The 25,982-nt window shown below is 55.9% G+C and carries 23 protein-coding genes; 3 read left to right on the top strand and 20 right to left on the bottom strand.

The genetic code is table 11. The features are described 5' to 3' along the window. Positions 1-54: 54 nt before the first annotated feature. From WM46_RS23240 to pmbA, 11 genes are all read right to left on the bottom strand, one after another. Positions 55-1,965 (bottom strand): BglG family transcription antiterminator, encoded by a 1,911-nt coding sequence (locus tag WM46_RS23240; protein WP_061075406.1) that lies wholly within the window; start codon positions 1,963-1,965, stop codon positions 55-57. 16 nt (positions 1,966-1,981) lie between these two features. Next, complete coding sequence (dagF, locus tag WM46_RS23235; protein WP_102603470.1) at positions 1,982-2,722, bottom strand: 2-dehydro-3-deoxy-phosphogluconate aldolase; 741 nt, start codon at positions 2,720-2,722, stop codon at positions 1,982-1,984. After that, on the bottom strand, positions 2,719-3,837 hold the full coding sequence (locus WM46_RS23230) for a DgaE family pyridoxal phosphate-dependent ammonia lyase (protein ID WP_102603469.1): 1,119 nt from the start codon (positions 3,835-3,837) through the stop codon (positions 2,719-2,721). The genes dagF and WM46_RS23230 overlap by 4 nt, the downstream gene beginning before the upstream one ends. Further along, positions 3,821-4,954 carry an amidohydrolase/deacetylase family metallohydrolase gene (locus tag WM46_RS23225; RefSeq protein WP_102603468.1) on the bottom strand — a complete coding sequence of 378 codons (1,134 nt, stop codon included), beginning with the start codon at positions 4,952-4,954 and terminating at the stop codon, positions 3,821-3,823. Before WM46_RS23225 ends, WM46_RS23230 begins: the two co-directional genes overlap by 17 nt. Positions 4,955-5,051: 97 nt before the next feature. After that, positions 5,052-5,696, bottom strand: a complete 645-nt coding sequence (locus WM46_RS23220) for a DUF4310 family protein (RefSeq protein WP_042321639.1) — start codon at positions 5,694-5,696, stop codon at positions 5,052-5,054. 11 nt (positions 5,697-5,707) lie between these two features. Continuing rightward, a complete protein-coding gene (locus WM46_RS23215) occupies positions 5,708-6,484 on the bottom strand; it encodes a DUF4311 domain-containing protein (RefSeq protein ID WP_042321636.1) in 777 nt (258 codons plus the stop codon). A gap of 22 nt (positions 6,485-6,506) precedes the next feature. After that, complete coding sequence (locus tag WM46_RS23210) at positions 6,507-6,806, bottom strand: DUF4312 family protein (RefSeq protein ID WP_042321633.1); 300 nt, start codon at positions 6,804-6,806, stop codon at positions 6,507-6,509. Positions 6,807-6,808: 2 nt separating this feature from the next. Next, positions 6,809-7,171, bottom strand: coding sequence for an SFCGS family glycine-rich protein (locus tag WM46_RS23205; protein ID WP_012134368.1), 363 nt, complete (start codon positions 7,169-7,171; stop codon positions 6,809-6,811). Positions 7,172-7,182: 11 nt separating this feature from the next. Further along, positions 7,183-7,521 (bottom strand): glycine dehydrogenase, encoded by a 339-nt coding sequence (locus WM46_RS23200; RefSeq protein WP_061075410.1) that lies wholly within the window; start codon positions 7,519-7,521, stop codon positions 7,183-7,185. 325 nt (positions 7,522-7,846) lie between these two features. Beyond that, positions 7,847-8,233: a cytochrome b562 gene (gene cybC, locus WM46_RS23190; protein ID WP_061075411.1), complete on the bottom strand. Its 387-nt coding sequence runs from the start codon at positions 8,231-8,233 to the stop codon at positions 7,847-7,849. A 98-nt stretch (positions 8,234-8,331) separates the two neighbouring features. Continuing rightward, positions 8,332-9,684, bottom strand: a complete 1,353-nt coding sequence (gene pmbA, locus WM46_RS23185; RefSeq protein ID WP_061075412.1) for a metalloprotease PmbA — start codon at positions 9,682-9,684, stop codon at positions 8,332-8,334. A 95-nt stretch (positions 9,685-9,779) separates the two neighbouring features. Between pmbA and yjgA the strand changes: the two genes are divergently transcribed. Next, positions 9,780-10,331 carry a ribosome biogenesis factor YjgA gene (yjgA, locus tag WM46_RS23180; RefSeq protein WP_102603467.1) on the top strand — a complete coding sequence of 184 codons (552 nt, stop codon included), beginning with the start codon at positions 9,780-9,782 and terminating at the stop codon, positions 10,329-10,331. A 97-nt stretch (positions 10,332-10,428) separates the two neighbouring features. Here yjgA and mpl read toward each other — a convergent pair whose 3' ends face one another. Then, positions 10,429-11,808 carry a UDP-N-acetylmuramate:L-alanyl-gamma-D-glutamyl-meso-diaminopimelate ligase gene (gene mpl / locus WM46_RS23175; protein WP_061075414.1) on the bottom strand — a complete coding sequence of 460 codons (1,380 nt, stop codon included), beginning with the start codon at positions 11,806-11,808 and terminating at the stop codon, positions 10,429-10,431. Positions 11,809-11,983: 175 nt separating this feature from the next. Here mpl and fbp point away from each other — a divergent pair, with 175 nt between their 5' ends. Next, complete coding sequence (gene fbp / locus WM46_RS23170) at positions 11,984-12,982, top strand: class 1 fructose-bisphosphatase (protein ID WP_042999215.1); 999 nt, start codon at positions 11,984-11,986, stop codon at positions 12,980-12,982. Between the two features lie 92 nt (positions 12,983-13,074). Here the strand turns inward: fbp and WM46_RS23165 are convergent, their stop codons facing one another. The 5 genes from WM46_RS23165 to ytfQ all read right to left on the bottom strand — a co-directional run bounded on the left by WM46_RS23165 (position 13,075) and on the right by ytfQ (position 18,962). Next, entirely contained in the window at positions 13,075-14,187 is a 1,113-nt protein-coding gene (locus WM46_RS23165; protein ID WP_102603466.1) for a methyl-accepting chemotaxis protein, read from the bottom strand. A gap of 81 nt (positions 14,188-14,268) precedes the next feature. After that, positions 14,269-15,270 carry a galactofuranose ABC transporter, permease protein YjfF gene (yjfF, locus tag WM46_RS23160; protein ID WP_061077936.1) on the bottom strand — a complete coding sequence of 334 codons (1,002 nt, stop codon included), beginning with the start codon at positions 15,268-15,270 and terminating at the stop codon, positions 14,269-14,271. Continuing rightward, positions 15,257-16,279: a galactofuranose ABC transporter, ATP-binding protein YtfT gene (gene ytfT, locus WM46_RS23155; RefSeq protein ID WP_061075415.1), complete on the bottom strand. Its 1,023-nt coding sequence runs from the start codon at positions 16,277-16,279 to the stop codon at positions 15,257-15,259. Before ytfT ends, yjfF begins: the two co-directional genes overlap by 14 nt. A 13-nt stretch (positions 16,280-16,292) precedes the next feature. Continuing rightward, positions 16,293-17,795, bottom strand: a complete 1,503-nt coding sequence (gene ytfR, locus WM46_RS23150; RefSeq protein ID WP_102603464.1) for a galactofuranose ABC transporter, ATP-binding protein YtfR — start codon at positions 17,793-17,795, stop codon at positions 16,293-16,295. 210 nt (positions 17,796-18,005) lie between these two features. Continuing rightward, entirely contained in the window at positions 18,006-18,962 is a 957-nt protein-coding gene (ytfQ, locus tag WM46_RS23145) for a galactofuranose ABC transporter substrate-binding protein YtfQ (protein WP_042999211.1), read from the bottom strand. 307 nt (positions 18,963-19,269) lie between these two features. On the opposite strand from ytfQ, the gene ppa reads away from it, so the two are divergent. Beyond that, the gene (ppa, locus tag WM46_RS23140) at positions 19,270-19,800 is read left to right on the top strand and encodes an inorganic diphosphatase (RefSeq protein ID WP_061075418.1); all 531 of its coding nucleotides are present in this window, start codon (positions 19,270-19,272) and stop codon (positions 19,798-19,800) included. Positions 19,801-19,962: 162 nt separating this feature from the next. Here the strand turns inward: ppa and WM46_RS23135 are convergent, their stop codons facing one another. Genes WM46_RS23135 through tamA form a run of 3 tightly spaced genes read right to left on the bottom strand, consistent with a single transcriptional unit; the run spans position 19,963 to position 25,816 of the window. Beyond that, positions 19,963-20,307 (bottom strand): gamma-glutamylcyclotransferase, encoded by a 345-nt coding sequence (locus WM46_RS23135; protein WP_042999209.1) that lies wholly within the window; start codon positions 20,305-20,307, stop codon positions 19,963-19,965. 2 nt (positions 20,308-20,309) lie between these two features. Further along, the gene (tamB, locus tag WM46_RS23130) at positions 20,310-24,086 is read right to left on the bottom strand and encodes an autotransporter assembly complex protein TamB (protein WP_102603463.1); all 3,777 of its coding nucleotides are present in this window, start codon (positions 24,084-24,086) and stop codon (positions 20,310-20,312) included. Further along, positions 24,083-25,816: an autotransporter assembly complex protein TamA gene (gene tamA / locus WM46_RS23125; RefSeq protein WP_061075420.1), complete on the bottom strand. Its 1,734-nt coding sequence runs from the start codon at positions 25,814-25,816 to the stop codon at positions 24,083-24,085. The genes tamB and tamA overlap by 4 nt, the downstream gene beginning before the upstream one ends. Positions 25,817-25,982 lie beyond the last annotated feature (166 nt).

Here is a 25,982-nt window from a genome sequence, read left to right as displayed (position 1 = left end):
CGTAATGCATTATAGCATTACATCTGCATTACATTCATATCTGGATAATGCCTCTCAAAAACGACTCACGCACTCCATCGCCACCGCTTTAAACTCGGCGAAGTTTTGGCTGCCGCACAGTCGCGTCATGGCGCGTTCACGCAGGAAAGTGACGAAGATATCGTAGATGGCCATTGCCTCTTCGTACTCGCTTTTACTGATAGCGAGTAAAAAGATCACATGTGCGGTTTCGTCACCCCAGGCGATGCCCTGCGGGGCGAGCACCGTGTAGACCACCGTTTTTTTAGCCAGCAGTCCGAGGGCGTGCGGCAACGCAATGCTGTCACCGAGCATCGTGCTGACAATCGCCTCGCGTTCCACCACCGAATCGAGGAATTCCGCGTCAACAAACCCTTCACTCTGCAACTGATCGCACAAGGTTTTAAACAGCGTCTGCTGGTCCATTTCGCCTTCGATAATACGAAAATGCGCGGCATCAAAGTATTTGTTCAGCATCCACGGACGGGTTCTGTCCACCAGCACCAACTTACCGATCTGCTCCAGCTGATAGTCGGTAGGGAACGGGGCGATCTGCACGACCGGCTTGTCTTTCTCACCGATCCGCGCGGTGGCGATCACAAAGTCCTCCGCGATACTCTCACGCTGTTCGTAATCGCGTAGCGTCAGCGTGTTTACAATCTCGATCTGCGGATATTTGCGCGCCAGTACCGCTTCAATCATCCGCACCATCGCATTTCCTGCGTCGCAGACTAGCAAAACTTTTGGCTGCCGTTGGTAACCGATGTTGTAACTACGCTCAAGCCCGACGCCGATATGCAACACCAGAAAGCCGATCTCGTTTTCGCTGATGGCGTAAGGGGTATATTTCCCCCAGCCTGAGACCGCCGCCAGGGTCATATCCCATGCCATGGGATAGTGCTGTTTGATGTTCTCCAGCAGCGGGTTCGGGATCATAATCTGATAGCGTACCCGGGTGATCATCGTTTTGATGTGAGTGAGTAAATCCGCATGAAGCTGTTTATCATTCAACAGGTTATAGTTGTACTGGCTGTTGATAAATCGCAGGATGTAATTGACCAGCGCTTCCTCGTCGTCGGCATTGATCGCACTGGGCGCAATCTCCTGTACCTGCCGCGCCGCGATATGCACCTTCAGCCAGTTCTCTTCCGATACCGAGAGCGGATGATTTGCCAGATGCTGCACGACAGCGGCAATCTCACGCGCCGCCAGGCACACGTTCTCTTCCACCTCTTCGTTGGTGAATTCCGACAGCGGATACCCTTCGCTGATACGGCGTACCGCCACCGCGCAGTACAGGCGTAAAAACAGCTCGCCTTCGTCAGTAAGGCGAATATGGAAGCGATTAAAAATCTCCTCAAGCAGCGGCTGGAGCTGCGACGGCACCCCGGCATACAGCGCCTCTTCGGTCACCAGCGGATTAGCAGGATCCTGCTGCGCCAACGTCCAGAGAAGGTCAGTCAGGCAGGCGCGGATCGCCATCTCGCTGCCGAACAGTTTCATGCCATGGCGCGGGCGTGTTTCCAGCGTCAGATGATAGCGTTGCAGCCATTCACGCACTTCGGCCATGTCGTTTTGTAGCGTCGCCCGACTGACAAACCATTCATCAGCTAAATCTTCGAGTTTGAGAGAAAAGGCGGATGTCAGAAAGCGCACCATCAGATAGTGCACGCGTTCCTGACTGGTGCGCGGAATTCGCAGCGCGCTGGGCTGCTGCGATTGCAGGGACTGATAGCTTGCCGGGTCATCGATCCTGAGCTGATAACCGTTGCCCCGGCTGAGGATAAACTGCGCGCCGTGCTGAGTCAGCAGGGCGTTGAGCGCAGTAATATCGGCACGAACAGTTCGTGTGGACACCGACAACCGCTGCGCCAGCTCATCCTGTGGCAGCGTCTCGTTTTGCAACATAGTAAACAGTTGCGCCAAACGTTGGTTGGGGAATCGCACATCACTCTCCTCGTTTTTAACCTACACACGCCCGGGTCAGCGCAAGCAACTGGCGCACATCGTCCGGACGGGTGTTTCCACTTACCTTATCAATAATAGAACTATAAATGTGAGGAATGATTTTACTGACGCCAGCGTCAAGGGCAATTTGCAAAATCTCAGCGTAGTTTTCCAGATCGATCCCGCCGGTTGGCTCCAGCCAGAAATCATGACGCGCACAGGCCTCAGCCACCGCTTTAAACTCGTCACGGCATTTCAGACCACCCATCGGGAAGTATTTGATCGAGCTGCCGCCCATATCTTTCAGCAAGGCAATAGCCGTTTCGACCGGGACAACGCCGTCCGCCGCTTTACTGCTTAACGGCCCGGTAGAAATTTTCACCAGACCTGGCGTACCGGTCGGCGATACCAACCCGTTAACCACCGTCTCACTCTGCCCGAGCAGGGCGCGGCTGGTTGCCACGCCGGTGAACACCTGGTTGACGTGCTGCGGCTGAACCAGGCGGGAGATTTCACTGACCATCGCCGACTGGTTCGGATCGCCCGCCCCCAGCCCCACGGAGAGCGCGTTGTGGATAAGCGCCGCGTAGTCACGCATATCCGCCACTGCGCTTTCGACATCCGGGTAATTTTTGGAGAGTACGCCGACCAGCACATGACCTTCCGCCGCGTCGTAAATGTCACGCGCGTTCTCTTTCGAGCCGGCCAGCACATTCAGGCAGACGCGATCGCGGTAAAAGTTCGGGGTCAATTTCATGCTTGTTTCTCCTGATTAATCACATCGCCAATCCGGCGCGCCACAATGTCCAGCTGTGCGCGGTCTACGCTGCGCACATCCGCTTCAATAATCCCTTCGTTGGCTTTGTAACCACGGAAGTAAATCGCGTATTCGCCCTGCTTGAGCGCTTCCACCAGTTCGCCCGTCGCGATGCCAGTGACCGCTTCATCAAACTTAATTTCTGCGCGGGCGATATCCCGTCCGGCGCTGTCCCACACCACGCGAGCCGTCACACCGTTGAGCGCATTCAGCGCATCAATAAACGGCGTCATTTTTTCCACCATCTCCGCGCCGCTCTCTTTTTGCGCATTCAAATAGAGTTCAATGGCGCAGGTCAGGCCAAGAATCCCCTCTTTGCCGACCTTCATCGCCCGGCCAATACCCGCCGTCTGGCGTTTCACCCACTCGACATACTGGGTTTTACCGATGACCAGTCCGCTGGTAGGGCCTTCGATCGCCTTCGCGCCGCTGTAGATCACCAGATCGGCCCCCGAACGGTAGTAGCACTGCAGGTCTTCTTCCGCCGCCGCATCAACAATCAGCGGCAGATTGTGTTTACGCGCCACAACGACGGCCTGCTCAACGCTGAGCATGCTTTTCTGCACGCAGTGGTGGGATTTGATATATAAGATCGCCGCCGTGCGCGGGGTGATCGCCGCCGCCAACTGCGCGGCAGAGCATTCATTGGCATAACCGGCTTCGACCAGCTTGCCGCCGCCCAGCGCCACCATCGTGCCAACCGGCGCGCCAAAGTTGACGTTATGGCCTCTCGGCAGCACGATTTCGTTATTCTCAATCGGCGTGACGTGCAGGTTCTCCAGCAGCCAGTCGCTATCCTGGACCAGCACGGCGGCCACCGACTGGGCAATGCCCGCAGACGCGCAGGAAACCACCGTCGCCCCTTCCACATCCAGCAGCTTCGCGATGTATTCCCCGGTTTTATTCACCAGATCTTTCATCTCAAAGTACTGGTTCATACCAGCCATCGCCGCTTCCACCACTTCCGGGCGCGGCGTGGACACGCCCAGCGCCGTCATCCGTCCGGAGGTATTAATCACCTGTTTTAAATGGTATTTCTCAAAAATTGAAGGCATGTTCCGCGCTCCCTTGTTCGGTCATATAGCCCTTGCCCGCACGTATTGCGGCAAGCGGCACCAGCAGTTTTTCAGCCTGTAAGCTGTCATTCTCGGCATCTATCAGCACGGTTGGCTGACGCTTCAGCGTAAAGAGGGTTAAGTCAGCGTCCAGACCTGGCTGGAGGCGACCTTTGGATTTCAGACGCAAACCGTCGGCGGCATTGGCCGTCACGCAGTTGATGACCTGCGGCAGCGACATCCCGATGGCGAGGAATTTCGACATCACATTCGCCAGCGAATGCACCGGACCGTTGATACGGTTGCGGCAATAGATATCAGAACTGATGGTGTGCGGCAGAATACCTAAGCTGATGGCACGTTTCGCCACCGCAAAGCTCAGGCTGGCCGTACCGTGCCCGACGTCCAGACGCACGCCGCGCTGGATCGCCCGGGTGACCGAGGCGCGCAGTTCGCCCTCCGGCGTCAGAATGCGATTGGGTTTTCCGTTGTAGCAATGGGTGATGATATCGCCCGCCGTCAGGCGCTCCGCGATCTCATCCAAATCCGGCGGGTTATTGCCAATGTGGACCATCAGGGGCAAATCACCGTTCGCTTGCTGCATCGCTTTGGCGCGATCCAACGGCGTGATGCCATTTTCACCCACCACGCTGCTGCTCATTCGCGCCTTCAGGCCGACGATGAAATCAGGGTAGCGTTTCACTGCCTGCTGCACCGCATCGGCATCGATGTTGGCCATATTCGCCAGTTCGTTTTGTGCAATCAGTCCGACGCGGGAGATATTCAGAAGTGCATAGACTTCCGTCGCGACGTCGCGCGTGAGGGCATAGAAATCATCAATATCGTCGGCACCGGTACTGCCCGCATCCACAACGGTTGTCACGCCGGTGGCAATGCCTACGCTGTCCGGTTCGTCGTGATAAATCGGGGAGTTTGGATAACAGTGAACGTGGGAATCAATCCATCCGGCGCTGACGTAGCACTCGCCGTTGAGCTCAACGGTTTTCACCGCCGGGTCGTTTATCTCGCCTAACGCGGCGATTTTGCCGTCCTTCAGGGCGATATCACAGACCGTATCGTCAACCAGACGCGCACGGCGCAGGAGTAAATCAAACATGTCTCTCTCCTTTTGCCGGATAGCGGCATAACCGCCCTATCCGGCCTACAAAGACGCGCTTATCCGTAGGCCTGATAAGCGCTTCGCCATCAGGCAATTAGCTAATCGCAATCGGGAAGATTGAACCTAAAATCATTGCGCCAAGGATCGCGCCCCCGGTGATCGGTTTCTGCCAGATGTAAAACAGCAGTGCGCCGACCAGAGAACCCACGCCGATAGGGATCGACGCCGTCATCGCGCTGAGGATGATCAATGGGCCGAGGAAACGCCCCGAGGCGTTACCGGCGCCCATCATCACGTCCGCCCCGTAGGTTGAATCGCTCTGATTGATGGTGAACTTACGCGCCAGGATAATGACGTAACCAATTGCCAGGCCAATCGCCAGCCCCGTTGCCAGAGAAGCAATAAAGTTCTCAACCGGGAACATAATGCCTGCGCCCAACAGCAGCGCCGGAACCCCCAGACCAACGCCGGTCTGAATCGCACCGCCGATATCCAGAATCCCCACCAGGGAGCCCTCGATAATACGGGCGAACAGGAAGCTGGCGCCAAACGCCGCCACTGCGCCGTACGATCCGGTATCAATCCCCGCTTTCAGCATGGCCACGAAAGCCACTTCGTTAAACGCGCCAATCCCGTACAGGTAGTACATGTGCGTCCCGGCAAACACGCCGGAGGAGAGCAGGCCAACGAAGATCGGGAACGACCAGTCGGCAAACCAAAAACCTTTATTCTGTTCCATTGTGGCCTCCGTTATTTGCCGCTAAGCGAGTTGTGGATCAGTTCGAGCCAGTTCGGCACGGTCATGTGGAAGGATTCGATCATCTTCATGTCGAAGCCACGGAAGAAGCCGCTCAGGACGAACAGCAGGACGATGGCCGCCATCATCACTTTGGTCACATGGTTCCAGCCGCTCTCTTCAACGCCTTTACCAATCAGGATGCCGAGGACCAGACCCGGTACGGCGTTACCCATGATCAACTGTGCCGCGCCGCCGAAAACGGTTGCCCAGAAGCCTGATTTCTTACCGGCGTCGATCGCCGCCAGCCAGAAGATCACCGGCATCACGGTGTTGACCAGCAGGTTTGCCGCAGGGACCAGCACCTTAACGGCGGTCACCTGCAACGCTTCCGGTACGGAAGAAGCCGTGAGGTTCAGGAAGGTCACGACAATCATGCCGATGATGCCGCAGGCAATCGCCATTTTTTTCGGGTCATGCAGCGTTTCACCGACGTTGCGGTTTTTGATCATCAGCGCTGCCGCGCCCCAGTTAGGAATGATGCGGTGATCCACGTCCTGTGTGAACGAGCCCGCCGCAACGGATGAGGCCCAGGCGTTGAAGAAAAAGCCCAGACCAAACGAGAAGTGAGAAGCCGGATCCCCTTCGCAGGAATTCAGCTCCCCCAGAGTTCGAAACGCACCCATCCCCTGTGTGGTAGGCGCATGAAACATGCGTGCAGCCCCGGCCCCCACACCCACGCCGACGAGGGCACCGATGATGAGCGATTTTATTAAAATTATCAGGAACATAATTATGCCTTCTTAACAAGAATCAGCGTTGCGAGACAAAATCCACCTTGTCCAGATTGATGGCTGTCACGTTGACGGTCACATCCAGCTCCACGCTGTAAGTGCGTCGTTCCCGGCGCAGAAAGAAGAACAAAAACGCTTCTTTGCGCACCGCTTCACGCGCTTGAACAACCTGCACATCCTGTGGCTCAATACGCAGTAAAATATGCGGCGATGCCTTCATGACCGCGGCCTGAACGTGGTTCAGGGCATCGGCAAAGGCGCGCGCTTTGGCTTCGCCTTTACCGGTGACTCTCACCGTTGTGGTGAATTGTTCTTTCATACTTACGCGCCGTATTTTTTCTGCCACGCCTGAACCAGACGCTCGCCAAGCTCTTCTTTATCCATAAAGCCGAACCCCAGCACGTTGCAGCCTTCGTTAATCGCTGTTACGCCTTCATCCACAGAGCGCATCCCGTATTTGGCTTTGTAACCGTATTTGTTCTGTGCAGTGATGGCGCCCGCGCCGCCGCTGCCGCAAAAAGAGATGCCGAACGTGGCGTTTTCCGCTTTCATCACGTCCCCCAGTTTCATATCCGCGGCAACGCCCGGTACCACCACCGCACGACCACCGGCTTTCTCGACGCCTGCCGCCACTTTCTGGCCTTTACCCAGACGATCGCCAATCACGACTGTAATCTGTTCCATGTTGTTGCTCCTTAAAGGTTGTCTTTCGCGACTTCAAAGTGGACGGACAGCAGCCAGGCTTCTTCCTCGGGAAGGTTGCCAAACGCTGCGACCACGTCGCGGGCAAGCGCCATTGAATCGGCTGAAATTTCATCAAACAAACTGGCTTCCACTTCCGGCAAAGGCTCGCCGGTCACCGACCGGTGCGCCATGGCGCGAACGTGAGACGTCAGCATTTGTTCCTGTACGGCGTTGGGAATGATGTGATGTTCACGCAGCAAGGCATACACTTGCGCCAGCATGCGATCGGCCAGTTCACCAATCTGCGCCACCTGTTCCCCCATGTCGTTCATTACTGCTCCGTTATTCACTCGTCTTACCCCGTTAATGGCTCTGGGTTAAAACTAGCGGCGGGGGTAAAAAGTTTGTAGCGAGTTGTTTTCCACTTCGAAGTGGAAAGGCGAGTGGCAATAGTGATCTGTTCCACAGAAAAGGCGGTTTTGATGATTTATCGCTGGGAAAGTGTGATGAATATCGCAAGTGAAAACGGAAAAAGACGTAGCCGAAAGAACAATTACATTGACGAAGAAAATGAGAAAGTGTGATGAATATTACGTTTACTTATGGATTGCTAAAAATGCCGGATGTCGACACGAACATCTTATCCGGCCTGCTTTCACTTAACCGCGCTATAAATTAACGATACTTCTTGTGGTACGCGTTGCGGGTGGTTTTGAATTCTTCCGCCGCAGCCTGCGCTTCTTTGACCTTCCCTTCGTTTGCCAGCTTCAGCGCGCCGTCGATCTGACCGACGAGGATGTCAAAACCATGACGAAAATCTTTCATTTCCGGGCTATCGGAGGCTTTGCTTTCCAGCTTTGGTGGTGTGCCTTTTTGAGCATCCAGCGCAGCGGCGCGCATTTTGGTTAACGCATCCGTCACTTGCGTCGCGTTATCCGCTTTTTCGATGACCTTCAGGTTATCGTTAAGCGTTTCCATATTCTCTTCGAGTTCGGCGGCGAACACGGAAGAGCCCAAAACTAACGTTGAAGCTGCGATGATTGCTAACAGGTGTTTACGCATTGCTCACTTCCTTCTTATTTTTAATAGAACGGATACGCTGTAGCCTTCGGGCAGCAGAAAGGCGACAAGCGCATCTGTAGCCCGAAGGATGACAGGTATCACTGCCCGGCGATTTTCATCTCCGGCAACAGCACTGAACCACACTGTATATTGCTACGCGTTTCAATATCGTTACCCACAGTCACGATATTGCGCCACATCTCTTTTAAGTTTCCGGCGATGGTGATTTCGCTGACAGGATATTGAATTTCTCCGTTTTCAACCCAGAAACCGGCTGCGCCACGGGAGTAATCCCCGGTGATGCCGCTCACGCCCTGGCCCATCAGTTCAGTGACCACCAGTCCGGTGCCCATCTCTTTAAGCATCTGCTCAAAGTTCAGCCCTTGTCCGGCAATACGCCAGTTATGAATGCCGCCCGCATGACCGGTGCTTTTCAGCCCCAGCTTGCGTGCGGAGTAGTTGGTCAGCAGCCATTGGGTCAGAACGCCATCTTTCACAATGTCACGACGTTCCGTGCGCACGCCTTCGCTGTCAAACGGTGAGGAGGCCAGTCCTTTCAGCAGGTGTGGATGCTCCTCAATGGTCAGCCATTCAGGCAGAATTTGTTTGCCCAGCGAATCCAGCAGGAACGTGGATTTGCGGTACACCGAACCGCCCGCAATTGCGCCAACCAGATGGCCAAACAGCCCGGTTGCCACTTCGTTGGCAAAAATCACCGGCGCTTTCATGGTCGAGAGTTTACGCGGCGACAGGCGGGATAACGTGCGGCGAGCACAGTCTGCGCCCACCCATTCCGGCGTTTGCAGATCGCCCATCGCACGCCCGATCGTGTAGGCGTAATCGCGCTCCATATCGCCGTTTTCTTCGGCAATTACGCAGCTGGAAAGCGAATGGCGGGTGGAGCAATAGCCCTGCAACATGCCGTGGCTGTTGCCGAACACTTTAATGCCATAGTGGCTGTTAAAGCTGCCGCCTTCCGTATTGGTGATGCGTTTGTCGGCCTGCAAAGAGGCCTGTTCGGCACGCGCCGCCAGTTCAATGGCATCGTCCGGAGAAACGTCAGCCGGGTGGAACAGGTCCAGATCCGGGGCGTCAAAGGCCAGCAGTTCTTTGTCGGCCACACCGGCGCACGGGTCCGGCGAGGTGTAACGCGCGATGTCCAGCGCCGCCTGGACGGTACGGGCAATCGCCTGCGGACTTAAATCGGTCGATGAGGCGCTGCCTTTGCGGTTCTGATGATAGACGGTAATCCCCAGTGCACCATCGCTATTGAATTCGACATTCTCCACTTCACCATAACGGGTGCTGACACTGATGCCGGTCGTTTTGCTTACGGCGACTTCCGCCCCGTCCGATTTGCCTGAGGCTAACTCCAGCGCTGTCGAGACTGCTTCTTCCAGAATCTTACGCTGCGCTTCAACTTGTGAGATTACTTTCATCGCAAATGCCATAATGTAGAGAGAGTTTCTCTGAAGTCTAACAGAGAACCGTTTTTCAGTGCGCATCTTAACTGGTAACATTAGCCTCTTTTTTTAAGGAGCCTGACATGACAAAGCAGCCCGAAGACTGGCTCGACGACGTTCCCGGTGATGACATCGAAGACGAAGACGATGAAATTATCTGGGTCAGCAAAAGTGAAATTAAACGCGACGCCGAGGAGCTAAAACGCCTGGGCGCGGAACTGGTGGATCTGGGGAAAAACGCGCTGGACAAGATCCCGCTTGATGCGGACCTGCGTGCCGCCATTGAGCTGGCCCAGCGTATCAAGATGGAAGGTCGCCGCCGCCAGTTGCAGTTGATTGGTAAAATGCTGCGCCAACGCGAGGTGGATTCCATCCGCCAGGCGCTGGATAAGCTGAAAAATCGCCACAACCAACAGGTGGTGCTGTTTCACAAGCTTGAGCAACTGCGCGATCGCCTGATCGATGAAGGCGATGACGCGGTAGAAGAGGTGCTGAATCTGTGGCCACACGCCGATCGCCAACAGCTTCGCTCGCTGGTCCGCAATGCGAAGAAAGAGAAAGAAGGGAATAAGCCGCCGAAATCCGCGCGTCAGATCTTCCAGTATCTGCGCGAACTGGCGGAAAACGAAGAGTAATCCCGTACGCTAAACAGGCCGGATGGCGACGCAAAGCGTCTTATCCGGCCTACAAGCCCGCAGGCCCGGTAAGCGTCAGCGCCACCGGGCATTTTTCTTACTCTTCAGCTTCCGCTTCGGCTTTCTTCGCCAGACCATCCAGCAGTTTCTGGTGAATACCACCAAACCCGCCGTTACTCATCACCAGAATGTGATCGCCAGGCTGCGCCGTTTTCACGATCATCTCAGCCAGCGTATCGACATCGCCACTCCAGTGAGCAGGCTGGATGCAGGCCTCCGCCACTTCCGCGACCTGCCACGGAATATGTGGTGGCTGCAACAGATAGACTTCATCCGCACGGCCCAATGACGGTGCCAGATCGTCTTTGCACAGCCCCATCTTCATGGTGTTGGAACGCGGTTCCAGCACGGCGATGATGCGCGCCGTACCGCCCACTTTGCCGCGCAGCGCCGCAAGCGTTGCCAGAATCGCCGTCGGGTGATGGGCAAAATCGTCATACACCGTGACGCCGTTTGCTTCACCGCGCAGTTCCAGACGGCGACGGGCATTAATAAATGATCCCAGCGCCTGAGCCGCGTCCGCCGGTTGTACGCCAACATGACGGGCCGCGGCGATCGCCATCAGACCGTTGTGCATGTTGTGCTCACCGACCAGCGACCACTTCACTTCGCCGACCTTCTCACCGTCCAGCCACACTTCCCATTCAGAAGCATCAACGTTCAGCTTTTTCGCCTGCCAGTGGCCCTGCTCGCCCACCAGCTCCTGTTCGCTCCAGCAGCCCATCGCCATCGTCTGCTTCAGGTTGATGTCGTGCTCAGGATAGATGATCCGCCCCTGCCCCGGCACAATACGGACCAGATGGTGGAACTGCTTTTGGATCGCTTTCAGATCATCAAAGATATCCGCATGATCAAACTCAAGGTTATTGAGGATCAGCGTACGCGGGCAGTAATGTACGAATTTGGAGCGTTTATCGAAGAAGGCGCAGTCGTACTCATCCGCTTCAATCACAAAGAAGTCGCTTTCGCCCAGACGCGCAGAAACGTCAAAATTCCCCGGCACGCCGCCAATCACAAAACCGGGTTTGTAACCGCAGACTTCCAGAATCCAGGTCGCCATGCCGGCGGTCGTGGTTTTACCGTGCGTTCCCGCGACGGCCAGCACCCAACGATCGCGCAACACAAAGTCATGCAGCCACTGCGGACCGGACATGAACGGAATGTTTTTCTCCAGCACCGTCTCAACGCACGGATTCCCACGGGTCATGGCATTGCCAATGATCACCAAATCCGGCTGCGGGTCGAGTTGACTGGGGTCATAACCCTGAATCAGGGAGATGCCCTGATTCTCAAGCAAAGTACTCATCGGCGGATACACATTGGCGTCCGAACCCGTTACTTCATGACCGAGCGAGCGCGCCAGCATCGCCAGACCGCCCATGAACGTGCCACAAATTCCCAAAATATGAATGCGCATACGTCACTATCCTAATTTAACCCAGGGGGCATTTTACGCATATGTCAGCCAAGTGAGAAACGCATTTCAGGATAATCCGTAGTTTGCTGGCGCGATTCACCTGAGCGCAGCCACTGAAATATTTGTTAAGATTGTTACGGTCGCTTTACTCCATATTAATTGCAGGGAAAGTGTTATGAAAACGTTAGGTGAATTTATTGTCGAGAAGCAGCACGAGTTCTCTCATGCTACAGGTGAGCTCACTGCGTTGTTGTCGGCAATAAAGCTGGGCGCCAAGATCATCCACCGCGATATCAACAAGGCCGGTCTGGTCGATATCCTGGGTGCCAGCGGTGCTGAGAACGTACAGGGTGAGGTTCAGCAGAAACTCGACCTGTTCGCGAACGAAAAACTGAAAGCTGCACTCAAGGCGCGTGATATCGTCGCGGGTATTGCCTCTGAAGAAGAAGATGAAATCGTCGTTTTCGAAGGCTGTGAACACGCGAAATACGTGGTGCTGATGGATCCGCTGGATGGATCGTCCAACATCGATGTTAACGTCTCTGTCGGGACCATTTTCTCTATCTACCGCCGCGTGACGCCTGTCGGTACGCCGGTCACTGAAGAAGATTTCCTGCAACCGGGCAACAAACAGGTTGCTGCGGGTTACGTGGTTTACGGCTCTTCCACCATGCTGGTTTATACCACCGGCTGCGGTGTCCATGCCTTTACTTACGACCCATCACTGGGTGTGTTCTGCCTGTGTCAGGAACGGATGCGCTTCCCGGAGAAAGGCAACACCTACTCCATTAACGAAGGCAACTACATCAAATTCCCGAACGGCGTGAAGAAGTACATCAAGTTCTGCCAGGAAGAGGATAAATCCACGCAGCGCCCGTATACCTCACGCTACATCGGCTCACTGGTTGCTGACTTCCATCGTAACCTGCTGAAAGGCGGGATCTACCTCTACCCAAGCACCGCCAGCCACCCGGACGGCAAACTGCGTCTGCTGTACGAATGCAACCCAATGGCGTTCCTTGCAGAGCAAGCGGGCGGCAAGGCAAGCGACGGGAAAGAACGTATTCTGGATATCACCCCGGAAAGCCTGCATCAGCGTCGTTCGTTCTTCGTCGGCAACAACCATATGGTTGAAGATGTCGAACGCTTTATCCGGGAATTCCCGGACGCGTAAAACCCTTGCCGGATGGCGCTGACGCTTATCCGGCCTACAATAGCTGCGTAGGCCGGATAAGACGTGTCAACGTCGTCATCCAGCATTTCACATCAGGCGGTCTGCAATTTAAACGACGCCATCGCTTCAATCAGCGCGTGCGACTGCTCTTCCAGCGAGCGGGTTGCCGCAGAAGACTGTTGTACCAGCGCCGCATTCTGCTGTGCCGTTTCATCCATCTGACTCACCGCGATATTCACCTGTTCGATACCGCGACTCTGCTCCTGCGACGCGCTGGCAATTTCCCGCATCAGTTTGGTCATCCGCATGACTTCGCTGGCAATCTCATCCATCGTTTCTCCCGCCTGCATCGCCAAATCGCTGCCTTCGCCGACCTGAGATTGCGAATCACCAATGAGCGTACGGATCTCTTTTGCGGCCTCCGCACTGCGGCTGGCCAGATTGCGCACTTCGCCCGCCACCACGGCAAAACCGCGTCCCTGCTCTCCCGCGCGCGCCGCTTCAACTGAGGCGTTCAGCGCCAGAATATTGGTCTGGAATGCAATCCCGTCGATCACGCCAAGAATATCGGCGATACGATTAGAACTGCCGGAAATGTCGCGCATTTTTTCAATGACATAACACACCATTTCACTGCCGCGATCGGCGGTATCAGAAACCGATTTCGCCAGTTGATGCGCCTGATCGGCGTTTTCCGCATTCTGTTTCACCGTTGCGGTGAGCTCTTCCATGCTGGCGGCCGTTTGTTCCAGCGAGGTCGCCGTCGATTCGGTGCGCGTCGCCAGATGAATGTTGCCCGCCGTCAGTTCACGACTGCCGGTGTCGATCTGCGAACTGGCATCGCGGACACGTTTGACGGACTCACTCAGCGCCATGCGCATCCCTTCAAGCGCGGCCTGCAGACGATTAAACTCGGCGCTGGCATAACGGCTTTCCGCCGCCGACAAATCTCCCGTTGCCAGGCGTTCCAGTTGTTCAACCACATTATCTAGCGGTTTCAGTAGTTTATTACGCATTAACAGCCAGACCACCGCCAGCAGGGCGATGGCCGTCAGCGTCGTCGCGGTCATCACCCCGTAATAGATCCATGAGGTAATGATTCGCGTGGAGGCGTAAATCCCCATGCCGCCTGTTAGCAGCAATAACAGGGTAATAAGCGACAATAAAACCAACAGGGTATTTCGTAGGGAGAGGGATTTTGGCATCGTTATTTTCCGGTTGTAAGATATACAGAAACTATCGACAACAACCGGAAAAAGTTTAGGTGTTTAAGTAAAATCTGTGTCTCACTTCGGCGTAGCCGCCGGGCCGACCCGCGTGACCGGCGAACTCTGTCGATTTTCCCAAAGCACCGTCAGACCGCGCTGCAACGCAATGAAAACAAATAACAAAACGCCAATGGCAATTTTCGTCCACCATGAACTGAGCGTGCCGTCGAAGTTAATGTAGGTCTGGATCAGCCCCTGAATCGCCACGCCAAACAGCGTTCCAAGAACCGTACCGACTCCACCGCTCAGCAATGTACCGCCAATCACCACCGAAGCGATGGCGTCCAGTTCCACACCGACCCCTGCCAGCGCATAGCCAGCCTGGGTGTAGACAGAAAAGACAATCCCGGCCAGCGTCGCCAGCCCGGTTGACAACATATAGATCCGGATCGTTGTGCTACGGGTGGAAATCCCCATCAGATTTGCCGATGTCGCATTCCCGCCAATGGCATACACCTGATTGCCAAACCGGGTGCGATGCGCGAGGAAAATCCCAATAACCACCACCGCCAGCATCAGCAGGCCCATCGCGCTCAGACGCCCACCGCCGGGGATTTTCCACGCCAGGCTGGATAGCGTGTCGTAGATGGGATGGTTAATCGGGATCGACTCTTCCGATACCAGATAACTGACCCCGCGCAGGAAGAACATACCGGCAAGCGTGATGATAAACGCCGGGATCTTTAGCGCATCAATCAGCAACCCCATGAACGCGCCAAACGCGCAGCCCATCGCCAGGACCAGCGGAAACGCCAGCAGCGGCGAGATCCCCCAGTAGCCGATGGCTTTCGCCAGGAATACGCCGGTGAAGGCAATCACCGACCCCACGGAGAGATCGATCCCGCCGGAGAGGATCACAAAGGTCATCCCCACGGCGATGATCCCCAGGAAGGCGTTATCGGTCAGAATGTTGCAGATCACGCGCGTGGAGGCAAAGCCGGGAAACTGAGTCAGGCAGTAGAGATAACCCAGCACGAAAACCCCGAGGGTGATCATTAACGGTAAATTACGTTTTATCACGACCACGCACTCCTTTTAGCAAACTGATAAAGCGCTGTGACTGCACAATCAGTACGCACAGCACCACGATGGCTTTGACCACCTGGTTCATCTCCGGCGGGAACCCGGACAGCAGGATCCCGGTGTTCATCCCCTGAATGATCAGCGCGCCCACCACCGACAGCAGCAGATTAAAGCGCCCGCCCATCAGGGAACCACCGCCGATCACCACCGCCAGAATGGCGTCCAGCTCCAGCCACAATCCGGCGTTGTTGGCATCGGCGCCGCGTATATCCGCCGTGACGATAATCCCGGCAATCGCCGCGCACAATCCGCTCAGCACGTAGGTAAGCATGACGATGACCCGCGTGTTCACCCCGGCATTTTTCGCCGCCCGGATGTTAATCCCCACCGCTTCAATAAACATTCCGAGCGCCGTTCGCCGGGTCAGCAGCCAGAACAGCAGCAGCGTGATCAGCGCGATAATCACCGGCGTGGGGAACAGCAGCAGCGAACCGCTGCCGAACCAGGAGAGCGTAGGCGAGTTGAAGGTAACAATCTGTCCGGAGGTGATCAGTTGCGCCACGCCGCGACCCGCCACCATCAGGATTAGCGTGGCGACAAACGGCTGAATTTTAAGGATAGCCACCAGAACGCCATTCCACAGGCCAGCCAGCACGCCGGTCCCCAATGCGGCAAGCAGCACCACCGGCAGGCTGTGACCGGCGACGGTCATCGCCGCGGTCGTGGCTCCGGCAATTGCCATCACCGCGCCAACGGAAAGGTCAATGCCGCCGGTGGCAATGACCAGCGTCATCCCTATCGCCAGCAACGCGACAGGGGCGGCGCGATTCAGGATATCGATCGGGCTGCCGAACAGGCGCCCGTCCTGCAATATAACCTGGTAAAAGTGAGGGGCGACGAGGCTGTCCACCAACAGCACTAGCAGCAGCGCAATCAGCTGCGGCATGCCGGTCGGCCAGCGAAAGCGTCGCTTTGGCGGCGTGGTTTGCGGGAGAGATTGGGGCATCACAAGAGTCTCCTTACGCCGCGATGGCGTTCATGATCGCCGGAACGGACAGTTCAGCCAGCGGGATCTCCGCCACCTGTTTGCGGTCACGCATAATGATCACCCGATCCGCATAGCCCACCAGTTCCTCCAGCTCCGAGGAGATCACCAGCAGCGCCAGACCATCGGCGCACAGCGTTTCTATCAGGCGGATGATCTCGGCATGCGCGCCCACGTCAATCCCTCGCGTCGGTTCATCGAGGATCAGAAATTGTGGCTTAGTCAGCAGCCAGCGCGACAGCAGCACTTTTTGCTGGTTGCCGCCGGAGAGAAATTCGATCGGCTGTTCTGCGCTGGGGGTACGAATGCCAAGCTGACGGATGAACCGCTCGGCAATGTCGTTTTGTTCTTTGCGCGCAATCGGCCGCAACCAGCCGCGCTGGGCCTGTAGGGCCAGGATGATGTTTTCCCGCACTGAAGCGGCGGCGATAATGCCGTCCGTTTTCCGATCCTCCGGGCAAAAACCGATCCCAAGGCATGACGCCTGATGGGGGGATCGCAGCGTCTGCGGCTTGCCTTTGATCTGCGCGCTGCCGCTGTCCGCCGGTTTGATACCGAAGATCACTTCAGCCGTTTCGGTGCGTCCGGATCCAAGCAGCCCGGCCAGACCGACGATCTCACCAGGTCGCACTTCGAGATCGAACGGGGAGATCGTCCCTTTCTTACCGAAATCTTTGAACGCGGCAACCGGTTTATCGCTCAACAAGGTACGCCCCGCACGCTGTAGCGCATGGGTGTCCAGCTCGCGTCCCAGCATCATTTTGACCAGTTCAATCTGCGGCAGCTCGCGGGTTTCCCGGCAGCCGACAAAACTGCCGTTACGCAGGACGGTGATCCGATCGCTGACCTGATAGACCTGATCGAGAAAATGGGTGACAAAGATCAGACTCACGCCGCGATCGCGCAGATGCCGCATCAGACCGAACAGCATCTCAACCTCTTGCGTATCAAGACTGGCGGTGGGTTCATCGAGGATCAGGACTTTGGCGGAAAGATCGATCGCCCGGCAGATCGCGACGATCTGTTGCATCGCCACCGAATAGCGGTTCAGCGGTTCACGTACGTCGAGGGAAAAACCGTAAGACGCCATCAGCGCCGTGGCGCGCTTTTCCATCTCTTTGCGCCGCAGCAGACCAAATCGACGCGGTTCACGACCAATAAACAGGTTATCCGCCACCGACATATTCGGCAGCAGGTTCACTTCCTGATAGACCGTGCCAATGCCCAGCTGTTGGGCATGTGCGGTATTTCTGGGGGAGATGGCACTGCCTTCCAGCCAGATAGTACCGCGATCGGCATGATAGACGCCGGTCAGCGCTTTGATGAGCGTGGATTTTCCGGCTCCGTTCTCACCGAGCAGCGCCATAATTTCGCCGCGACGCAGGCTGAAATCGACGTTATCCAGCGCTTTGACGCCAGGAAAGAATTTACTTAATCCCTCTGTACGGAGGATCTCCTGGTGTTGTTCCGCGATCATAATTGCCCTCCGCGACAAGAGTGTGGCCCTAGAGGCCCGTAGGCCGGATAAGGCGGTTACACCGCCATCCGCCAGAGCATTTGCCTGATGGCGATGCGCTGATCAGGCCTACGGTGCTGGTTTGTAGGCCGGATAAGACGCACTGCGTCGCCATCCGGCATCCCAACGCCTGATGGCGCTACGCTTATCAGGCCTACAGAGAGCCCGAACTTAGTAGCCCATGTTTTTCTTCTTCTCTAACTCTTCTTTCGCGGTATCCGGCAGGTACAGCGTCGACTTGGTGATCGTGACTTTCTCAGGCATCGTGCCATCTTTCTTGAACTTCTCGAGCGCATCGAAGGCCGGGCCTGCCATGTTCGGCGTCAGTTCAACGCTGGCATTCGCTTCGCCGTCGATCATCGCTTTGTAGATGTCCGGTACGCCATCAATAGAACCGGTCAGAATATCTTTGCCCGGTTTCAGCCCCGCTTCTTTGATCGCCTGGATAGCGCCGATCACCATGTCATCGTTATGGGCATAAACCATGCAGATGTTCTTGCCGTTGTTCTCCGCTTTGATGAAGCTCTCCATAACCTCTTTACCTTTACTGCGGGTAAAGTCACCGGACTGAGAGCGGATGATTTTGATGTTTGGCGCTTTGGCGATGGCTTCAGCAAACCCTTTCTTACGGTCAATGGCCACGCTGGCGCCGACGGTGCCCTGCAGCTCAACCACATTACACGGCTTGCCGTTCACCTCTTTGATCAGCCAGTCGCCGATCAGTTGACCTTCCAGCACGTTGTTAGCGGTGACGGTGGTCATATAGAGAGATTTGTCTTTTACATCGATGGAACGATCGAGCAAGAAAACCGGGATCTCGGCATCTTTCGCTTCCTTCAGCACCGGCTCCCACCCTGTTGCCACGACCGGCGCAATAAAGATGGCATCGACGCCCTGAGCGACAAATGAACGCACGGCTTTAATCTGGTTTTCCTGCTTTTGCTGACCGTCAGCGATTTTCAGCGTGATGCCGCGCTTCTCGGCCTCGCTTTTCGCCACATTGGTCTCTGCGGCGCGCCAGCCGGACTCAGAGCCGACCTGCGAAAATCCTACGGTTAATGGGGCGGCCATGGCCATAGACGACATGGCTGCCGAAACTGCTGTGACGATAAGTAAGCGCTTCCACATAACTGTGTCCTCGTAGGGTAGGTTATTGTTGGTTAAGAAACAGTCGCGAAAAAACTATAGACAATCGAGCATGTAACGGATTGCGTTACATCACACTTCAAAAAAGTAAATAGAACGTTAATCACAAGTTTGTAATCGCTTCCATTTACCTATGAATGATGCGGCTATGGTTATGGATTTTCCTGTCATGCGAGTGGTCTGAAAAGGCGGGGACGAGGCGTGTGAAATCGAAATCAGGCGGAGACATTCGGCGCGAGATCGCTATAATACTCGCCACTTGTTTACGACACAGTTAAAGGAAACAGACATGAGCTTACTCAACGTCCCGGCCGGTAAAGATCTGCCGGAAGATATCTACGTTGTTATCGAGATCCCAGCTAACGCCGATCCGATCAAATACGAAGTCGACAAAGAGAGCGGCGCACTGTTCGTTGACCGCTTCATGTCCACCGCGATGTTCTATCCGTGCAACTACGGTTACATCAACCACACCCTGTCCCTGGACGGTGATCCGGTTGACGTGCTGGTCCCGACTCCGTACCCACTGGAGCCAGGCTCCGTTATCCGTTGCCGTCCGGTTGGCGTACTGAAAATGACCGACGAATCCGGTGAAGATGCGAAACTGGTTGCCGTACCGCATACCAAACTGAGCAAAGAGTACGATCACATCAACGATGTGAACGATCTGCCGGAACTGCTGAAAGCACAGATCACGCACTTCTTCGAGCACTACAAAGATCTCGAAAAAGGTAAGTGGGTGAAAGTGGACGGTTGGGACAACGCAGAAGCCGCTAAAGCTGAAATCGTGGCCTCCTTCGAGCGCGCGGCGAAGAAATAAGTTCGCTGAACGCTGAAAACCCTGAACGCCGGCTACCGGTCAGTAAGGGTTTTTTTATGCCTGTATTTTGACGAAAGGTCATAAAGCACACAGAGGAAGGCTGACTCCCCGAAAGGCATGTCGGCGCATAAAACAACGCCACCCGAAGGTGGCGCGTTTTTCTCAGTACTGGTCTCTGTCTAACCAGTTACCGCTTTCGATCAGTGTTAATCCCTCTACCGGGCGCTGGTACACGTACATCCATGCACTACCGTACGGCGTCTGGATCAACTGGCGTGCGTATTCACCACCGCGGGTGCGCAACGCATCCAGCTCGGCCAGAGTGGCGTTATCAATACGATAAACCTCACCGTGTACCGTTCCGTTCCCCGGAACTGCGCCTGGATAGTGGCCCAGGCTATACAACTGGTAGTTATCGATACTGTAATCGCCCAGCAACTGGGCGTTGGTCATCCAGTGGCTGTTGCCTTGTTTGGTTCGTAAACTGCCGTAGACAAATATTCGCATTGCTAAAACTCAAACTGATAGAGCAAATCCAGTGCCTGATCTACGCCAGACACGGCTTCCAGATATAGCTTAGGCATCAGGCGATAACGTAACGTGAGTGTCGCCAGTGAGTCAAATATACCCACGCCATATTTCACCTGCAGACCTGGCAGTACGTATCCGCTGACGACGACCTGGGAGGAGTCGCCCACCCCCTGAGTATCCAGTGCCAGATTGCTTACGCCAAATGTCTCCCCGATTTTACCCACAACCTGACCACTTTGTGCAACCCCCAGGCCAATAAGCATTGAGGTCATCGCCGCACTGTCGCTCTGATCGCTACTCAGACCCTGGCCGCGCAACAGATAAGAGAGCGCTTCCTGCTGCGACATTGCCGGGTCAGAGAAGATCTCAGCCTTTGGTTCGTCTGCCGTTCCGGTGACGCGAACGCCAGCAATCACTTCATCTTCGGTGGCTTCCGGGTTACGAATAGCTTCGATGTTCAGCAACGGCTGGTCCGGCGGTCCCGAGAACAACAGTTCGCCTTTCCGCACAATCAGATCCTGACCGTAGGCGTGGAAACGGCCTTCCGGAATGTTGATCTGTCCGTTCAGCCCCAGCCCTTGCTTATCCTGCACCACGTTCAGATCGCCTGTCAGACGGGCTTTCAGACCAAACGCATCCATCCGCACGTTGTTACCGACATGCACAATCAGATTGCTGTTGATCGGGATCCCGGCACTCTGCGGCTTCTCAGGTTGCAGGTCGTTATTGAGCATCACTTCATCGCTGGAGACGCCCACCGCGCTCTCTGGCAAGTCATGAACCACAATACGCGCCCACGGCACGTCCACCCGACCGTCGAGGGTGAACAGACTCGGCGTCGCTTCAAATACCACATCCGGAGAAACATCCAGTCGCACCATCGGCGGCACGGTGATACGCACCCGGCTTCCTTTCGCCGCCACGCGCGCGCGCCAGTTGTCGATCTGGCTCCAGTCTGCGTCGCCGCTCAGGTTGATCTGCCCCTGCTGGGTTCGTATCACCCCAGCAAGCGTCGAGCGGGTACCGTTGAAATTCATCGCCAGTTGGCTCGGCTGCATATCAAACGGCATAAAGTTGCCGTCAATATCCAGCCCGCTTAGTTGCAGTTGCCCAAACATCTGCGGGCTCTGTACATCGCCGCCCAGACGCAGATTGGCGCTCAGCATACCTGCGGCCTTCTCACCACGCGTGAAGATGGGATTCACCATCGCGAGGTTGACGTTGCGGATGTTGACGTTGCCGCCCAGGTTACGACGTCCCTGCGGATCGGTCACCTGCACCTGTCCGTCAAGCTGACCGTTATTGGTCAGGCGGATCAGCCAGCTCAGTTCCGCACGATTGTTGCGCAGATCGGCTGTCACGTTCAGGGTTTCGAACGCCAGCGGCAGCGGTGCGTCGTTCACCGTCTGCGTCACCTTCACGTTACGCCCGGAGAGCGTGACATTACCCTGCGGCAGCCCTTCTTTGGTGGTGTCCCACGACACGTCCGCTTTGCCAGTAAATACGCCACTGGCCTGCGTCGCCTCCGGCATAAACGGTTTCAGCATCGCCAGATCAAAGCGGTTGAGATTCACCACCGCCCGCCCTTCGGCACCAGCATCGATGGTTTGCGGCACGCACAGCTCAGCATTCGGGTTGGCCCAGCAGTGTGGCCCGATGCTGATTTTCTGCTCTTTGTTACGATAGTCCAGCGCGATGGCGCGAGTCAGGGTCAATGGCCCGACTGGCGTCTGGAAGCGGGTATTGCTCAGCGAGCCCTTCCAGCGCTCTTCTTTACGATCAAAGCTCCCCGCCAGATCAAGCTGACCGGAGACCGGTTCGCCCTGAACGCGCAGCTGCAGTTCATGCTGCTTTTCGCTGCCTTTGGCATTCAGCGTCACGAGGTTGATGTTCACGTCGGGTTGCGAAATGCGTTCAACCCGCACGTTGAGGTTACCGGCAATCTGGTCGGTCGATTTAATGTCGCCTTCCACGCGTACCTGCGCAACGGACAGTTCCTGCCAGCGCAACCCACGGGCGGTGATATCCGCCAGCAGTTGCGGGGCGTCAACCGTACCGCGCACGTTGACCCGCCCTTTCGCCGTCCCGCCGAGTCCCGGCAGCGCGTTGTCCAGTCCCGGCGCGTCGATGGTCGCATCCAGATTGAGATCTTTAACGCCCAGCTCACCTTTCACGTCGGCGCTGTTTGGCCCCAGCGCCAGATGCAGCCCCGGAATGGTCCACTGCATGTAGCTGTTGCCTTTCAGCGACCCGTTAACGTTCACTTTGTTCTGCTTAACGTTACCGGTCAGCTTCAGCTCCGGCACGTCCATCTGCCAGCTACCGCCATACAGGCTGCCGCGGGTTTTAATCAGACCATTAAGCGTCGACGGCCAGTCCGGCACCTCTTTCGCGGTATTGATGCCGTCGAGCGTCAATTCGCCTCGCCAACTGATCGCCTGCTGCCAGTCCACCAGCGCCTTCAGCTCGGTTTTCCCTTCCAGCGCCGCCACGCTGAGTTTATCGAGAGTAATTTGCTGTTCGTTGCCCTTCGCATCGAGCGTGATGGTCGCTGGCGGGATATCCTGCCCTTTCACCGCCGTACGCATCGACAGCGTGTAGTCCGTCATCTTGCCGGTGAGCTTGAGTTTGATATCGTCGGCCTGGAACTGTTTGTCGCCGGTAAACGGCCAGTAAACCTGCTTACTGACCACCTCCAGATTCAGCGGCAGCCCGGCTTCCGCCAGACGCGCCTGGGCGCGCAAATCCATATCCACCGGCCCGGAAAGGTTCACTCCCACTTCCAGTTGTTCACGCAGCGCCCCACCCACCTTCAGCTTCACCTTCTCGCCTTTTAGCGGATCGACGTTCAGCGTGCTGTTCAGGGTGATGTCTACCGGCCAGTTATTGGCCAACTGGGCCGTACCGCTGGCATTCACTGTGCCCTGACTGGAGTCGATATCGAGCGCATCGAGTTTCATGTTGCCGTCGATGCTGCTTACTTTCAGCAGCAGATTATGCACCGTCAGGTCAGTATCACCGGTGATGCGCAGTTGTTCGCCTTTAAACGCTTCAATATTGAGATTGAGCGGCAGATGCACGTCCGTCATCTCCGGCAGAACCGGCTTCGAAAACAGATCTTTCAGCGTTTCACCGAGCGGTTTTTCATCCGGCTGCGGGTTCTGGATCTTCGGCTCGACCACCTCTTCCTGAGCGACCTCCGCCACTTTCGGCAGCGCGATCAGCAATCCCTGCAACGACGTGGGTTTCAGGGTCAGATCCTTCTCTTGCCAGTGCAGGCCGGAGGTAAAATCCATCACCGACACGATGGTGTCATCGATTTTAATATTGACGTTATTCAGCGCTACGCGGGAAAGCGTGATCGGATACGGCGTGGAGAGATTCAGCGGACCGCTCTCTTCTTCTTCGACCGGCGCAGAAGGCGGCATCTTTTTACTGTCGATCGCCACATTAATGTCTTTGAGCGACAGATCGTTCACGCACAGACTGCTGTTCCACAGGCAATTCAGCCCGACCGCCAGATGCACTTCCCCGGCATTAACCGCCACACCAGGCTGGTCAAAGCGGATATTTTTCAGCGACAGATCGCGCCAGCCGCCGGTGACCTGACCAATTTCCAGCCCCGGTACCCAGCGATTCGCCGCATTGAAGACCAGATGCAGGCCGGTTGTGGTTCCGACCAGAAACGCCACCGTTCCCAGCAACAGCAGGATAAAAATCAGTACGCCGAGGCTTATCTTCTTCCATAAACTCATAATTCAGGCCCCAGACCGATGTAAAACTGTAAACCGTGCTCATCTTTGTCACCGACCGGCACGGCAAAATCGAGCTTGATCGGCCCGACCGGAGACTGCCAGCGTACCCCCACCCCGGCGCCGGTTTTGAAATCACTCTTGCGGATATCACTGACCGCTTCACCGCTATCGACAAACATCGCCCCCCACCATTTCCCGGTGACGTTGTACTGGTATTCCAGCGATCCGGTGACCAGTTTTGAGGCCCCTTTCAGGTCACCATTACTGTACTCTGGCGAGATAGATTTGTATTTGTAGCCACGAATACTGCGGTCGCCCCCGGCGAAGAAACGCAGATCCGGCGGCACTTTGTCAAAATCGCCGGTTTCGATCCAACCGAGATTACCGCGCATGACGAAGCGATGGCGATCGTACAGGGAACGGATCCAGACGTTTTGCGCCTGAAAGACCGAGAAGTCGACGTCAGAGCCCCAGGCGGTGTTGGAATAATCAATAGAGTAGCGCTGGGAATCGCCCCAGGTAGGCATCAGTCCGCCGCGCGAGCGGGTGCGGCTGATCATCACGCCGGGATAGAGCAGCATGGTGGTGTTCGTCACCTGCCCCTGCGTAAAGTGGTCGAGACTCCAGCGCAGGTTAATGGCGCGCTGCCAGCCGCTGGAAAGATCCCAGTAGCGGGAAACCGCAAGCGTGGTGGAGTCCTGTTCGGTATCGTTGAGATCGGTACGCTTAAAGCCGCCCTGCACCAGATAGTACTGCTCCAGCGGGTTCTTCAGCAGCGGCATTTTATAGCTGAAATCCAGCTGCTGTTCAGGCGACGAGATACTGGCGCTGGTCGTCAGGCTGTGACCATAGGAGTTCATCCACGGCTTTTTCCACGTGGTCTTCACACGCGGCCCCACGTCAGTGGAATAACCCACCCCGGTCTCAATGGTGTTTTCCGTTCGCGGTGAAACCACGCCCTTCAGCGGCAGTACTTTGGTTTTCCGCGCTTTGTCGAATTCGGGCGCCACAACCACGGAGTTAAACCAGCCGGTCGCCGAGAGCCGACGGTTCAGTTCGCCAAGATCTTTCGACTCGTACGCATCCCCCTCTTTAAACGGCACCAGATTTTGCAGGTACTCCTCGCGGATCTGCGAACCTTCAAAGGAGACGTGACCAAAGCGATAACGTTCACCGCTGTCGTAATCGATATCCCAGAACGCCTGATGGCGATCAAGCGCAATGCCCAACTGGCTCTTATTAAATTCGCTGTCGAAATACCCTTTACGTAGCGCCACGCTGGTTAATGACTTTTTGAAGCTGTCATAATCCCCATGATCGAGCACCGTACCGATTGCCGGACGCGTTTTCAGCAGATCCAGGTAATCTCTGTCGGTACGCGCGCCGCCGCGTAAAATGACTTCTGTCCCACCGATGCGCACCGGTTCACCGGGCGTCACTTTGGCTACCAGCACCTGACGCCCTTTCGCCGGAGGCGGACGCAGGTCGAAATCAATGGTCGGTTCGTAATAACCGAGCGCCTTTAACCCTTCGCGGATGGCGTCATCCACGCGCGCACGAAAGCGCCGGTCCGGCGTGACTTCATCACTCTGGATGGTTGAGAGTTGTGCCCGGACGTTTTTCTCCAGTTCTCCTGATAGCCCTTCGACCTGTAGACGGACGTTCGCGGCAAAGGCAGAACTGCTTAAACACAACAGGCTCACCCAGCATAACTGACGGATATGTGGCACTTTTTCTCCTGAAATCCCTTATTTCCACCCCTGGAAAAAAATCATAACGCCGATCCACGGCTTAACAAAAACCCAACAACTGGGATTGAAAAACAGACGACAACCCAAATATTTCTTATGTTTACTGTAGACGCATTCATAACGGTTATTGTGTGCAAATACGCGT

The organism is Citrobacter freundii complex sp. CFNIH2 (genome assembly GCF_002880615.1).
Taxonomy (GTDB): domain Bacteria; phylum Pseudomonadota; class Gammaproteobacteria; order Enterobacterales; family Enterobacteriaceae; genus Citrobacter_A; species Citrobacter_A amalonaticus_F.
The sequence above is the reverse complement of the archived record's forward strand: the minus strand, read 5'-3'. Positions and strand labels throughout refer to the sequence as shown.